Here is a 12468-nt window from a genome sequence, read left to right on the forward strand (position 1 = left end):
GCGGTGTCATTTTCCGGTCGGCGATGTCCAGTGTCCAGCGCCTGTTGGCGTGCGTGATGAGTTTTGTGCTGCTCACGGCTTCGGCTGCCCTTGCCGGCGGCTATGAGCGTGTCTCGATTCCGATGGATGGCGGCCACCTCGACGGCCTCCTGTTCCGGCCACCGGGAACCGGCCCGTTCCCGGCAGTCGTCGCATTGCATGGTTGCGGCGGTCTGTGGCGCGAACAAGGCAAGCTCTCGCTGCGTCATGCCGACTGGGGCGAACGGCTCGCCGCGGCCGGCTTCGCCGTGCTGATGCCGGACAGCTACGGTTCGCGCGGGCTTGGCTCTCAATGCGGCGTGAAGGACCTGACGGTGCGGGCCGGGCGCGAACGCGTCGCCGATGCGGCAGCCGCGCGCATCTGGTTGCAGCAGCGCAGCGACATCCGGCCGGGTCAGGTCGCGCTGATCGGCTGGTCCAGCGGCGGCTCGACCGTGCTCACCGCCATCCGCAAGGATCGCAGCCCGGCGGATGGCAGGCCGGATTTCACGCGCGCGATCGCCTTCTACCCGAGTTGCCGGATGCAATCGGAATCACCGAGCTTCGCCGCTCGCATGCCGCTGCTGATCCTGATGGGCGAAGCGGATGACTGGACGCCGGCGGCGCCCTGCAACTACCTCACCAAGGCAGCGCAGGCGCGCGGTGAGAAGGTGGAATTCGTGCTCTATCCGGGCGCCGTGCACGACTTCGACCACCCTCGCCTCGATATGAAGGAACGCGAGAACATCGCCTACTCCGCCAGCGGCACCGGCAAGGTGACGGTGGGCACCAACCCGGCTGCACGGGAAGACGCGCTGAAGCGCGTCGACGCCTTCCTGAAGACCCGCTGAAGGCGGCTTGGTTCGGACCTCCAGCCCTCATCCTTCGAGACGCCGCGGCTCCTCAGGATGAGGACTCGGGAAGCGGTCAGAACAGATCGCCCTGTGTCGATTTCGGCGGCTCCTTGCGAGCGGCGCGGGGCTGCGGCTTCGGCGGCGTTCCTCCTGCTCCCGAGACCACCGCGTCGAAGCGGCCGTCGCTGAGCTGGACGGCGAGTGCTTGACCGGGCTGCGCCTGTGCGACGCTGCGGACCAGCGTGCCGGCTTCGTCGCGGATCAAGGCGTAACCGCGCGCCAGCACGGCTTCGGGACCGAGCGAACGGATCAGCGCCCAGAGTGAATCGAGGCGGTCCCGGCGCCGATCGATCCCCTGCGCGAAGGCGCGCCCCCCGCGATCCGCCAGAAGAGTGCCGCGCTCGCGACGCTGGATCAGGCTCTGGCCGAAGGCGTTGCGGGCCCGCATCTCCAGGGTCGCCAGCCGGTCGCGGGCGTGCGCGATGCGGGTGCGCTCGCTGGCGATAGCATTGCCGCGTGCCGCTGCGAGCACCCGCGCGAAACCGTCGAGCTGGGCGCGCAACCGGGCAAGGGCGATACGCGGCGAACGGGCTTCGAGGCGCCGAGCGAGGCCCTGCAGTGCCTGCTCATGCACGCGGGCGTTGCGGGCAAGCGCTGGCGCGAGCCGCGTCGCGGCAAGGTCGAGCCGCTGGCGCGGGCCGGACAACACCGCCTCAGGCCCCGGCAGGGCGCGGGTGAGAGCGCGCAGATCGCTGCGGCGCCGGTCCGAAAGGCGACGCATGGCGCCGTCATGGCGGCGGGCGAGATCGGCAATCAGCGCCATCAGCTCGGCCCGGACGGGCACGACCTTCTCGGCCGCACCTGTCGGGGTCGGGCAGCGTAGATCGGCGGCGAAATCGATCAGCGTCGTATCGGTCTCGTGGCCGACGGCCGAGACCAGCGGGATGTCGGAGGCGGCGGCGGCGCGGACGACGACCTCCTCGTTGAAGCCCATCAGGTCTTCGAGCGAGCCGCCGCCGCGCGCGACGATGATGACGTCCGGCCGCGGGATGCGCCCGCCCTCGCGGAGCGCGTTGAAGCCGGCGATGGCGTTGGCGACCTCCGCCGCGCTGGTCTCGCCCTGCACACGCACCGGCCAGACCAGGACATGGCGCGGGAAGCGGTCTTCCAGCCGGTGCAGGATGTCGCGGATGACGGCACCGGTCGGCGAGGTGACGACGCCGATCACGCGCGGCAGATAGGGGATGAGCTGCTTGCGCTCCTCGGCGAAGAGCCCTTCCGCCGCGAGCTTCCTGCGGCGCTCCTCCAGCAGCGCCATCAGCGCGCCGATGCCGGCCGGCTCCAGCGAATCGATGACGATCTGATAGCTCGACTTGCCGGCGAAGGTGGTGATCTTGCCGGTGGCGATGACCTCCAGCCCTTCCTGCGGCCGCGTCTTCAGCCGGCCGAAAACGCCTTTCCAGATCACCGCGTCGATCTTGGCGTTGGTATCCTTCAGCGAGAAATAGACATGGCCCGAAGCGACCGGGCCGCGATAGCCGGAAATCTCGCCGCGCACCCGCACGAAACCGAAGGAATCCTCGATGGTGCGCTTCAGCGCGCCGGAGAGATCCGAGACGGTCCATTCCGGCGCATTGCCGGCCGGCGAGGTCGATTCGCTGTTCATGGCGGGACCATAGCGGGCTCGCCTTGCCAGCAGAAGCGTTGCCGCCGGGGCGCTGGGCCGCTATTTCGCCGGTGACGGAGCAGAGAGGATGCCATGAAGATTCTTCTGATCGGCTCGGGCGGCCGCGAACATGCGCTCGCCTGGGCGATATCGGCCTCCTCGCTCTGCGAGAAGCTGTTCATCGCCCCCGGCAACCCCGGCACGGCGCAATGCGGCGAGAACGTCGCGGTCGATATCGCGGACCATGCGGCGGTCGTCGCCTTCTGCCGGCTGCAGGGGATCGGCCTCATCGTTGTCGGCCCGGAAGGGCCGCTGGTCGCCGGCATCGCCGACGACCTGAGGCAGGCCGGTCTCAAGGTGTTCGGCCCCTCGAAGGCCGCCGCCCAGCTCGAGGGCTCGAAGGGCTTCACCAAGGAGCTCTGCGCCCAGTTCAACATCCCGACCGCCGCCTTCGGCCGCTTCACCAGCGCCGACACCGCCAAGGCCTATGCCGCGAGGCAGGGTGCGCCGATCGTGGTCAAGGCCGACGGGCTCGCCGCCGGCAAGGGCGTGGTGATGGCCGAGACGCTCGACCAGGCCAACGAGGCGATCGACATGATGTTCGCGGGCGGGCTGGGCCAGGCCGGCGCCGAGGTCGTGATCGAGGAGTGGATGGTCGGCGAGGAGGCGAGCTTCTTCGCGCTCTGCGACGGCACCAACGCGCTGGCACTCGCCTCGGCGCAGGACCACAAGCGCGTCGGCGATGGCGACACCGGGCCGAACACCGGCGGCATGGGCGCCTATTCGCCCGCTCCCGTGATGACGCCCGCCATGGAAGAGCGCGTCATGGCCGAGATCATCAGGCCGACGCTCGCCGGCATGGCCAGGCGTGGCATGCCGTTTCAGGGCGTGCTCTTCGCCGGGCTGATGATCACCGCCGAGGGGCCGAAGCTGATCGAATACAATGTCCGCTTCGGCGACCCCGAATGCGAGGTGCTGATGCCGCGGCTGCAGAGTGACATCGTACCGGCGCTGCTCGCCGCCTGCGACGGCGTGCTCGGCGCCTTCGACCTGCGCTGGAAGGACGAGACGGCGCTGACCGTCGTGCTCGCGGCGAAGGGCTATCCCGGCAAGCCGGAAACCGGCAGCGTCATCCGCGGCGTCGAGAAGGCGGAAGCGCTCGACGACGTCCTCGTCTTCCATGCCGGCACGAAGCTCAAGGAGGGCGAGCTCGTCGCGAATGGCGGGCGCGTGCTCAACGTGGTCGGCCTCGGCAAGAACGCGAGCGAGGCGCAAGCCAGGGCCTATCGAGGCGTCGACCTGATCGACTGGCCGGAAGGCTTCTGCCGCCGCGACATCGGCTGGCAGGCGGTGAAGCGCGAGCAAGGCTGACATCCGGCGGCCGCTGCAGGGGGACAAGCCGATCGAATGCGGCATTCGGCCGGTTTGCTAGCGTTCCTGCATCGATTTACGCCGAAAACCGGTTCCCACTTTTCGGATCGATGCCTATGCTCCCGGCATGGCCAACATCGACAGCCTCTTTCCCGGTTTCAAGGCGCACTGGGTCGACGGCCCGGTCGGCAAGATCTTTGCCCGCGTCGGCGGCGAAGGCCCTCCGCTCGTCCTAATCCACGGCTTCCCGCAGACCCATGCCGAATGGCACAGGATCGCGCCGGAATTGGCGAAGACGCACACCGTCATCTGCCCCGATCTGCGCGGCTATGGCTGGTCGGCGGCGCCACACGGCGATGGCGGCACGGCGACTTATACGAAGCGCGGGATGGGCGAGGACATCGTCGCGGTGATGCAGGCGCTCGGCCACATCCGCTTCGGCGTGATCGGCCATGATCGCGGCGCACGCGTCGGCTACCGCCTCGCTCTCGACCATCCCGGCCGGGTCGAGCGGCTGGCGCTTCTCGACATCCTGCCCACCGTCTCGATGTGGGAGGGCATGAACGCGGGCCGCGCCATGCAGGTCTATCACTGGACTTTCCTCGCGCAGCCCGAGCCCGTCCCGGAAAGCCTGCTCAAGGCCGATCCGGTCGGCTGGCTCGACCACACCATTGCGAGCTGGAGCCGGGCGAAGACACTCGACCTGTTCGACCCGCTGGCGATGCAAGCCTATGGCGAATCCTTCAGCGATCCCTCGCGCATCCATGCCGCCTGCGAGGATTATCGCGCCGGCGCGACCACCGATGTCGCGCAGGACAAGGCCGACCTTGCCGCCCATAAGCGCATCCTCTGCCCGACACTGATCCTGTGGGGCGAGGCCGGCATCCCGGCCAGGGGCGCAAGCCCGCTCGAGACCTGGCGAGAAACCTTCGCGCCGCAAGCCGAAGGGCAGGCGATCGAGAGCGGCCATTTCCTGCCGGAGGAAAACCCGCAGGCGACACTCGCCGCGTTGAAGCCCTTCCTGGCGCGGCCGCTTGCCTGAGGAACCGGCAGAACCCAGATTCGACCGATGTCACCGCGCCGTCCAACCGCGTCCCGATCCGAGCCCAAAAAGTTCACGGGCGAAATCGCGCTGGTGCTCGGTGCCGGCGGAGCGCGGGGTCTGAGCCAGATTCCGGTGCTCGAAGCGCTCGACGAGCTCGGCGTGAAACCAGTGGCAATCTCCGGCTGTTCGATCGGCGCGATCATCGGTGCGGCTTATGCCGCCGGGCTTTCCGGCGCGGCGCTGCGCGAGCATGTGCTCGGCAGCTTCCGGGACCGGCCGCGGGTGGTCGCAAAACTGCTCGATGCCCGCGTCGGCAAGCTCGCCGACCTGGTGCGCGGCCTCGGCAACCCGGCGCTGATCGACGGCGAGCGTCTGCTCGACCTGTTCTGGCCAGAGGCAGTACCCGACCGTTTCGAGGAGCTCGCGATCCCCTTCCGCGCGACAGCGGCCGATTACCATCGCCATGTCGAGGTGACGCTGTCGGAAGGCCCGCTGACGCCGGCGGTCGCCGCCTCGCTCGCGATTCCCGGGCTGGTACGGCCGGTCGCACTGGCGGGCCATGTGCTGATCGATGGCGGGGCGATCAACCCCCTGCCCTATGAGCGATTGATGGCGCCCAGCCGGATCGTGCTGGCGATCGATGTCAGCGCGCCGCCCGTCGCGACGAGCGACGGCCGCGTGCCGGGCGCGATGGAGGCGATCGTCGGTGCCTCGCAGATCCTGACGCGCACGCTGGTGCAGCGCATGGTCGAGCGGCAGCCGCCCGACATCCTGATCCGCACCGGACTCGACGGCATCGGCGGGCTCGACTTCTTCAAGGCGAAGGCGATCCTCGCCGCGGCCGAGCCGATCAAGGACGAGGTCAAGCGAGCGCTGGAACGGGCTCTCGCCGCGACGCGCTGACAGCCGGCTCCGGCACATCGCAACGGAAGCCGGGCAAGGCGGCCTCCAGCACCGAGCGGCCTTCTTCGGTCAGGGCGACCGCGCGGCTGTCCTTGCGGCGGCGTGTCCAGCCCATCTCGAAGCAGCGGCAGGCGAGCGCGGCGGCAAGATGGCCGGCGAGATGCGGGCGCCGCTCGCTCCAGTCGAGGCAGGGGCGCAAGGCCGCGCGGCGGCTCCTGCCGCTCTGGTCCGGATCGACGCCGAGGGCCGCGAAAATCACCTTGCCGGAAGCGGTCAGGGCATAGCCGCCCTCGCTCGCGGTCAGGTGTCCGCCCGCCATCAGCGCGTCATGGATGCCGATACCGAGCCGGCCTGCGAAATGATCGTAGCAGGTGCGGGCGAAGCTCAGTTCCGCGCCGACGCGCGACGGCAGGCGGCGCCCGCTGCCCTCCATGCTCGCCAGCACCATCAGACCTTCGAGGGCCTGCGCGACCTCGGGACCGGCGAGGCGATAATAGCGATGGCGCCCCTGCACGGCGACCGCGAGCAGGCCGCCCTGCATCAGCTTGGCGAGATGGCCGCTCGCCGTCTGCGGTGCGACGCCGGCGATCCAGGCGAGTTCTTTCGCCGTCAGCGCGCGCCCATCCATCAGCGCGTGCAGCATGTTGGCGCGGGCCGGATCGCCCATCAGATGGGCGATCTCCGCGAGATAGGGGCCGGAATAGCTATTTGGCGTGCTCATGGGACCATGATGCGCCTTCGCACGCCCGCCGCAAGCGTGGATGCTACGGTGACGGCCGTAGCATCGGCCGGCGACAGACGGGTGCCGCGATGCCAGAAGCGGGACATGGACAACACGGCTCTCCTCCTCTTCGTCACCGCGACCTTCGTACTCGCCGGCTTCGTCAAGGGCGTCATCGGGCTGGGGCTGCCGACCATCGCGGTCGGCATCCTCGGCGTCGTCATGGCCCCGGCGCAAGCCGCCGCCCTGCTGGTCGTTCCCAACCTCATCACCAATGGCTGGCAGATCGCGACAGGACCGAAACTGCTTGCGACATTGCGCCGGCTCTGGCCGATGTTGCTCGCCATCTGCCTGGGCACCTGGGCCGGCGCCGGCCTGCTGCAGCAGGAGAAGGACGGCACGGCGACGCTCTGGCTCGGCGCAGCGCTGATCCTCTATGCGGCCGTCGGCCTCAAGGCGGCAAAGCTGCGCGTTCCCGCCGGCTGGGAGATCTGGCTCGGCCCCGTCATCGGCTTCACGACAGGCGTCGTCACGGCTGCAACCGGTGTCTTCGTGCTGCCGGCCGTGCCTTATCTGCAGGCACTCGGCTTCGACAAGGACGAGCTGGTGCAGGCGCTCGGCATCTCCTTCATCGTTTCGACGGTGGCCCTCTCCTTCGGGCTGATCGGGGCCGGGGCACTGAACATGACGGTCGCCTGGCAGTCGGGGCTGGCTCTGGTCCCTGCCCTGATCGGGATGGGCGCCGGTCAGTTCGTCCGCAACCGCATCTCGCCCGCGACCTTCAAGATCTGCTTCTTCACAGGTTTGCTGGCGCTCGGAGCCTATCTCTGCTGGCGCAGCCTTGCCTGACGGCCCGTCTCTTGCTTGTCTGCCCTTGTCGCCCGGCCCGCCGTTAACCGCCCGCTAACCATGCGGGCGCAGCCTCGATCCCGAGCGACAGGAGCAGCCGCATGGATGTCTTCACCATGGTCATCATGGCCTGCGTCTCGGGTGAGCCGCATTGCTTCACGTCGCGGATCAGCGAGATGAACTTCACCACCGCCCAAGCCTGCGAGACGCGCATCGACGACATCACCCGCACGATGACCAAGGACTTCGCCAAGCGCCCCGATTTCAAGGGCCGGCAGGTGACCTATGACGTCTCCTGCATGGACCGGGCCCAGCTCGCGCAGAAATTCGGCATCACATCGTCCGATACCTGAGGCTCAGCGCCGCTCGCGGAAGAAATCCCGGAGCAGCGCCACGGCCTCCGTCTCGCGCAGGCCACCATAGATCTCGGGCGCATGATGGCAGGTCGGGCTCTCATAGAGCCTGACGCCATTCTCGACCGCCCCGCCCTTAGGGTCGCCGGCACCGAAATAGAGCCGCCGGATGCGGGCGAAGGAGATTGCGCCTGCGCACATCGGGCAGGGCTCGAGCGTGACGTAGAGATCGCAGCCGATCAGCCGTTCGCTCCCGATCGCTTCGCAGGCCAGCCTCAGGGCCAACATCTCGGCATGGGCGGTCGGGTCCCTCAGCTCCAGCGTGCGGTTGCCGGCCTGGGCCAGCACCGCACCGTCGCGCATCACCACCGCGCCGACCGGCACTTCACCACGCACCGCCGCCGCCTTCGCCTCGTCGAAGGCCAGCGCCATGGCGTCGATGGCGGAGGATGGTTGCGGCTGCGGCATCGAAAACCCCTGCTTTGGTGCTCGCAGCGAGGAAAAGCCTCTGCTACAAGCGCCGGGATAGAGCCGGATCCGCTCAGGTTGGGTTCAACCTGAGCGGTGAATCCGTCTCTCAGATATTAGTAGAGAACGCGTTATCCGATCGGATTGCATTGCAATCCGATCGGCGCGTGCTCTAGCGAATAAGCGAGCCAGGCCCTTCCCGCAAAGCGGATGTGCTCGGCCGGCTCAGGAGCAGTCATGAAAGACGACGACAACAACAGAGGTCGCGGCCCAGGCAAGGGCGGCGGCGCCGGCGGCCGTGGCGACGGCAAGGGCTTCGGCGGCAAGGGTCCCCGAAGCAAGGGCCCGGCCGGGCGCAGTTTCGGATCGCGCGATGGCGAAAGCCGCGGCGGCGAGCGCAAGGGTTTTCGCGAGGCCGGCGAGCGCCGCTCCTTCCGCGGCCATTCCGAGGGCGAGGAGCGTCCTGCCCGCCGCTTCGCCAAACCGGCCGAAGGCGGCGCTCCGCGGCCGCGCCGGGCCGACGGCGACCGACCGGCCCGATTCAGGCCCGAGAGCGAAGGACGCCCCTTCCGCGAGCGGAGCGGCGAAGAACGTCCCCGCCGCAGCGAGCGCAGCGGTGAGCGCGTCTTCCGTGAACGTCCGGAAGGTGCGGAACGGCCGGCACGTGGCGGCTTCGGTCGCCCTGCACACCGGCATGAGGCCGGCGACGGCGAGCGGCGCTTCGCGCGTCCCCGGCCACAGCGCGGCGAGCGCAGCGAGCGGCCACATCGTGCCCGCGAGGAGGCTCCCGCGGAGGGCAAGCTGATCACGGCGCAGGAGCCGGAGCGCATCGCCAAGGTGATGGCGCGGGCCGGCGTCGCCTCCCGCCGCGACAGCGAAGCGATGATCGCGGAAGGCCGCGTCAGCGTGAACGGCACGGTGCTCGAAAGCCCGGCCTTCGACGTGAAGCCGACCGACGTCGTGCTGGTCGACGGCGAACCCTTGCCGGCGCGCGAGCGCACGCGGCTCTGGCTCTACCACAAGCCGCGCGGCCTCGTGACGACCAATTTCGACCCGGAAGGCCGCCCGACCGTGTTCGAGGCGCTGCCGGAGGACCTGCCGCGGGTGCTTTCGATCGGCCGGCTCGACATCAACACCGAAGGCCTGCTGCTGCTCACCAACGATGGCGGGCTGGCGCGGGTGCTGGAGCTGCCGGAGACCGGCTGGCTCAGGCGCTACCGCGTGCGCGCCTTCGGCGAGGTGACGCAGGACAAGCTCGACACCGTGAAGGACGGCGTCGAGATCGACGGGGTGCATTACGGGCCGGTGATCGCCCGCTTCGAGCGCCAGCAGGGCTTCAACACCTGGCTGACGGTCGATCTGCGCGAGGGCAAGAACCGCGAGGTCAAGACCGTGCTCGAGCATCTCGGGCTGGCGGTGAACCGGCTGATCCGCATCTCCTTCGGCCCGTTCCAGCTCGGCGAGATCGAGGAAGGCGAGGTCGAGGAAATCCGTTCGCGCGTGCTGCAGGACCAGCTCGGCTCCGAGCTCGCAGCCAAGGCCGGCGCCGATTTCGAGGCGCCGCGCCGCGACATGCTGCCGAGTGCCCCGCGCCGTGCGCCCGCCGCCGAGGATCGCCCGCGCCGGCGCAACGAGGCTCCGCGCGACGAGCATGAGGCCCGCCGCGAGGCGGTGCGCGAACTGCGCGGCGACAAGTCCTGGAACCGCGGCGTCTGGCGCGACGCCGAGGCGGAGCCGCAGCGCGCCCGCAAGGCGCCGCCGCGCCGCGGCGCCGATCCCCGCGTCGAGCGCGAAGCCCGCGAGGCCACGGGTGCCGTCGAGCGCAAGCGCGACAAGGCGATCGCCGATCCCAAGGGTCGGCGCGTACTGGTCGAGCGCGTCAGCGCCCCGCCGCGTGAAGACGCGGCCGGGCCGGAGACCCGGCGCAGGCCGGACCGCAAGCCCCGCAACGAGCGCGGCAGCGCGGAAGCGCGCGCACCGCGCCCGCCCGTGCGCAGCGTCGGCGAAAGGCCAGCCCGGCGTTCACGCGATGAAGCCGGTAGTCGCGACCGTGCCGACGAGCGCCCCTGGCAGGACCGCGCGCCGCGCAGCGAACGCCCCGAGCGCGCGCCTCGCGACGGTGCGGAGCGCCCTGCCCGCCGCTTCAACGAGCGGCCGGCCGGTGACAAACCGCGTGGCCGCAGCTTCGGCGACAAGCCTTTCGGTGGACGCCCCTCCGGTGGCAAGCCGGGTGGCGGCGGCCGTCCGGGCGGCCGGGGTCCTCGTCCCGGCGGCCCGCGCGGCAAGCGCGATTAAGCCATGCGGATCGTCGGGGGACGCCTGGGCGGCCGGTCGCTGGCCAGCCCGAAGCCGGGGATCGGCAGCATCAGGCCGACCTCGGACCGTTTGCGCGAATCCCTGTTCAACGTGCTCGCCCATGCCTATGGCGACGCGGTCGAGGGCGCACGCGTGCTCGACCTCTTCGCCGGCACCGGTGCGATGGCGTTCGAGGCGCTCTCGCGCGGAGCCGGCTTTGCGCTCCTCGTCGATGACGGGACCGAGGCGCGCGGCTTGATCCGCGAGAACCAGATGGCGCTCGGGCTTGCCGGCTTCAGCCGCATCTTTCGGCGCGACGCCACGAAGCTAGGCCCGATCACCGGCATGGCGCCGTTCGGCCTCGTCTTCTGCGATCCGCCCTATCGCAAGGGCCTCGGCGAGAAGGCGCTCGCCTCCGCCCGCGACGGCGGCTGGCTGGAGAAGGGTGCGCTCATCGTGCTGGAAGAAGCTGCCGACGGCGAGATCGCGCTGCCGGACGGCTTCGAGGAACTCGAACGGCGGGCCTATGGCGAGACGCAGGTGCTTATCCTGCGCGCGAACTGACGCCCCGCTCCCGTCATCCCGAGGCGCAACCGGCACGAAAAGCCCCGTCCAGGCTCGGCCTGCGGGGTTTTCAGGGGTGGCATCCGAGGGGATACACGGGGTCCGGGCGGCGCGCGGCTTCGACCGCGTGCCGATGTCAATGTCGAATGTCGAAGTCGATGCGATGCCAGCCGGCACCGCCCGAACCCCGCATCCCGCCCGGCCGCACGATGCCTCGCGAAGCCCCCTTGGTCAGGCAGAACAGCGGGAGGATAACTCTGGGGCGGCCAACGGGGATAAACTCGCGGCAAGCGGTGCGGCGGACGGGTCGGCTCCCGGTCGCGAGCCGGTAGCTAATGATCCATCTTGTCCCCGCCCCTCACCCGCGCCTCGCGGCCTCGATCGCGGCGACATCGATCTTGCGCATGTCCATCATCGCGGTGAAGGCACGCTTGGCTTCCTCGCCGCCGGCCGCCATGGCCTCGGTCAGCACGCGCGGCGTGATCTGCCAATTGACGCCCCATTTGTCCTTGCACCAGCCGCAGGCACTTTCCTGCCCGCCGTTGCCGACAATGGCGTTCCAGTAGCGATCGGTCTCGGCCTGATCGTCCGTCGCGATCTGGAAGGAGAAGGCCTCGCTTTGCTTGAAGGCTGGCCCGCCATTGAGACCGATGCAGGGAACGCCGGCCACCGTGAAATGGACAACCAGCGCGTCACCGGCCTTGCCGGAGGGGAAATCCGTCGGAGCGCGGTGAACGGCCTGCACGGCGCTGTCGGGAAAGGTCTCGGCGTAGAAGCGGGCGGCGGCTTCCGCGTCCTTGTCGTACCATACGCAGATCGTGTTCTTGGCGATGGCCATGGTTCGTCCCTTCGCGTTTCGGATCGGTTCCGGCTCGATGGTTCGCGTGCAGAGCAGCTCAGGATCGAGCCCGACGGTGCAGCACGGGTATAGAATGCACGTCCGCCCTCGACGTTCCCTCGGCGGGCCCGATCGGCTCATGACAGCATATCCGGGCCGAAGCTCATAGACTCGCCGGGATGCCTCGACTTTCGGCCTAATGTCGTCGCCCCGGGAAGCTGCTACCGTTCCGCAAAATCGAGGGGACAACCAATGATACGTCCGGGGCTTCTGGGGTTCACCTTCTCATTGATCCTGCTTGCCGGCCCTGCCGGTGCCCAGCAGATCTACAGCCGGGAGCCGGCCAAGGGACTGATCCTGCCCGGCCACAAAGTGCTGGTCGACAATGGTCGGTGCCCGCGCGGATACATTCTCGAGGTGACCGGCGGCACGAATCCGGGCCTCAGGGGCCGCCATGGCCAATCGACGGAGCGCGAGCGCCGCTGCATTCCGCGCATGTGAGTCCGGGCGACAACGGCGGCTC

13 protein-coding genes are annotated in these 12468 nt (G+C 69.4%); 9 read left to right on the forward strand and 4 right to left on the reverse strand.

The genetic code is table 11. The annotated features are described in order from the left end of the window. Nucleotides 1-56: 56 nt before the first annotated feature. Nucleotides 57-869, forward strand: coding sequence for a dienelactone hydrolase family protein (locus CE453_RS22220; protein WP_248307840.1), 813 nt, complete (start codon nt 57-59; stop codon nt 867-869). A 76-nt stretch (nt 870-945) separates the two neighbouring features. Here the strand turns inward: CE453_RS22220 and xseA are convergent, their stop codons facing one another. Then, on the reverse strand, nt 946-2538 hold the full coding sequence (gene xseA, locus CE453_RS22225; protein WP_089176546.1) for an exodeoxyribonuclease VII large subunit: 1593 nt from the start codon (nt 2536-2538) through the stop codon (nt 946-948). A 93-nt stretch (nt 2539-2631) separates the two neighbouring features. On the opposite strand from xseA, the gene purD reads away from it, so the two are divergent. The 3 genes from purD to CE453_RS22240 all read left to right on the forward strand — a co-directional run bounded on the left by purD (nt 2632) and on the right by CE453_RS22240 (nt 5857). After that, nucleotides 2632-3909, forward strand: a complete 1278-nt coding sequence (purD, locus tag CE453_RS22230) for a phosphoribosylamine--glycine ligase (protein ID WP_089176547.1) — start codon at nt 2632-2634, stop codon at nt 3907-3909. Between the two features lie 127 nt (nt 3910-4036). Beyond that, nucleotides 4037-4951 carry an alpha/beta fold hydrolase gene (locus tag CE453_RS22235; RefSeq protein ID WP_089176548.1) on the forward strand — a complete coding sequence of 305 codons (915 nt, stop codon included), beginning with the start codon at nt 4037-4039 and terminating at the stop codon, nt 4949-4951. Between the two features lie 27 nt (nt 4952-4978). Next, nucleotides 4979-5857, forward strand: coding sequence for a patatin-like phospholipase family protein (locus CE453_RS22240; protein ID WP_089176549.1), 879 nt, complete (start codon nt 4979-4981; stop codon nt 5855-5857). On the opposite strand, the gene CE453_RS22245 is transcribed toward CE453_RS22240, so the two are convergent. Then, entirely contained in the window at nt 5817-6578 is a 762-nt protein-coding gene (locus tag CE453_RS22245) for an ArsR/SmtB family transcription factor (RefSeq protein WP_089176550.1), read from the reverse strand. The two genes, CE453_RS22240 and CE453_RS22245, sit on opposite strands and share 41 nt — an antisense overlap. A 105-nt stretch (nt 6579-6683) precedes the next feature. On the opposite strand from CE453_RS22245, the gene CE453_RS22250 reads away from it, so the two are divergent. Both CE453_RS22250 and CE453_RS22255 read left to right on the forward strand, forming a co-directional pair. Next, nucleotides 6684-7427, forward strand: a complete 744-nt coding sequence (locus CE453_RS22250) for a sulfite exporter TauE/SafE family protein (protein WP_089176551.1) — start codon at nt 6684-6686, stop codon at nt 7425-7427. Nucleotides 7428-7528: 101 nt separating this feature from the next. Next, the gene (locus CE453_RS22255) at nt 7529-7780 is read left to right on the forward strand and encodes a hypothetical protein (protein ID WP_089176552.1); all 252 of its coding nucleotides are present in this window, start codon (nt 7529-7531) and stop codon (nt 7778-7780) included. A 3-nt stretch (nt 7781-7783) separates the two neighbouring features. On the opposite strand, the gene CE453_RS22260 is transcribed toward CE453_RS22255, so the two are convergent. Further along, on the reverse strand, nt 7784-8248 hold the full coding sequence (locus CE453_RS22260; RefSeq protein ID WP_248307841.1) for a nucleoside deaminase: 465 nt from the start codon (nt 8246-8248) through the stop codon (nt 7784-7786). Between the two features lie 237 nt (nt 8249-8485). Here CE453_RS22260 and CE453_RS22265 point away from each other — a divergent pair, with 237 nt between their 5' ends. After that, a complete protein-coding gene (locus CE453_RS22265; protein WP_089176553.1) occupies nt 8486-10543 on the forward strand; it encodes a pseudouridine synthase in 2058 nt (685 codons plus the stop codon). A gap of 3 nt (nt 10544-10546) precedes the next feature. Continuing rightward, the gene (gene rsmD / locus CE453_RS22270; RefSeq protein WP_089176554.1) at nt 10547-11107 is read left to right on the forward strand and encodes a 16S rRNA (guanine(966)-N(2))-methyltransferase RsmD; all 561 of its coding nucleotides are present in this window, start codon (nt 10547-10549) and stop codon (nt 11105-11107) included. A 358-nt stretch (nt 11108-11465) separates the two neighbouring features. Here rsmD and CE453_RS22275 read toward each other — a convergent pair whose 3' ends face one another. Then, complete coding sequence (locus tag CE453_RS22275) at nt 11466-11945, reverse strand: VOC family protein (protein WP_089176555.1); 480 nt, start codon at nt 11943-11945, stop codon at nt 11466-11468. A gap of 252 nt (nt 11946-12197) precedes the next feature. On the opposite strand from CE453_RS22275, the gene CE453_RS22280 reads away from it, so the two are divergent. Continuing rightward, nucleotides 12198-12446: a DUF6719 family protein gene (locus CE453_RS22280; protein WP_089176556.1), complete on the forward strand. Its 249-nt coding sequence runs from the start codon at nt 12198-12200 to the stop codon at nt 12444-12446. Nucleotides 12447-12468: the final 22 nt, after the last annotated feature.

The sequence above is a fragment of the Bosea sp. AS-1 genome (genome assembly GCF_002220095.1).
Classification (GTDB): Bacteria; Pseudomonadota; Alphaproteobacteria; order Rhizobiales; family Beijerinckiaceae; genus Allobosea.

Excerpts from the sequence above, each read along its gene's own strand:
- xseA (WP_089176546.1), bottom strand. The coding sequence starts at position 2,538 with ATGAACAGCGAATCGACCTCGCCGGCCGGCAATGCGCCGGAATGGACC.
- CE453_RS22245 (WP_089176550.1), bottom strand. The coding sequence starts at position 6,578 with ATGAGCACGCCAAATAGCTATTCCGGCCCCTATCTCGCGGAGATCGCC.
- CE453_RS22220 (WP_248307840.1), top strand. The coding sequence starts at position 57 with ATGAGTTTTGTGCTGCTCACGGCTTCGGCTGCCCTTGCCGGCGGCTAT.
- CE453_RS22250 (WP_089176551.1), top strand. The coding sequence starts at position 6,684 with ATGGACAACACGGCTCTCCTCCTCTTCGTCACCGCGACCTTCGTACTC.
- purD (WP_089176547.1), top strand. The coding sequence starts at position 2,632 with ATGAAGATTCTTCTGATCGGCTCGGGCGGCCGCGAACATGCGCTCGCC.
- CE453_RS22275 (WP_089176555.1), bottom strand. The coding sequence starts at position 11,945 with ATGGCCATCGCCAAGAACACGATCTGCGTATGGTACGACAAGGACGCG.
- CE453_RS22260 (WP_248307841.1), bottom strand. The coding sequence starts at position 8,248 with ATGCCGCAGCCGCAACCATCCTCCGCCATCGACGCCATGGCGCTGGCC.
- CE453_RS22280 (WP_089176556.1), top strand. The coding sequence starts at position 12,198 with ATGATACGTCCGGGGCTTCTGGGGTTCACCTTCTCATTGATCCTGCTT.
- CE453_RS22240 (WP_089176549.1), top strand. The coding sequence starts at position 4,979 with ATGTCACCGCGCCGTCCAACCGCGTCCCGATCCGAGCCCAAAAAGTTC.
- CE453_RS22235 (WP_089176548.1), top strand. The coding sequence starts at position 4,037 with ATGGCCAACATCGACAGCCTCTTTCCCGGTTTCAAGGCGCACTGGGTC.
- rsmD (WP_089176554.1), top strand. The coding sequence starts at position 10,547 with ATGCGGATCGTCGGGGGACGCCTGGGCGGCCGGTCGCTGGCCAGCCCG.
- CE453_RS22255 (WP_089176552.1), top strand. The coding sequence starts at position 7,529 with ATGGATGTCTTCACCATGGTCATCATGGCCTGCGTCTCGGGTGAGCCG.
- CE453_RS22265 (WP_089176553.1), top strand. The coding sequence starts at position 8,486 with ATGAAAGACGACGACAACAACAGAGGTCGCGGCCCAGGCAAGGGCGGC.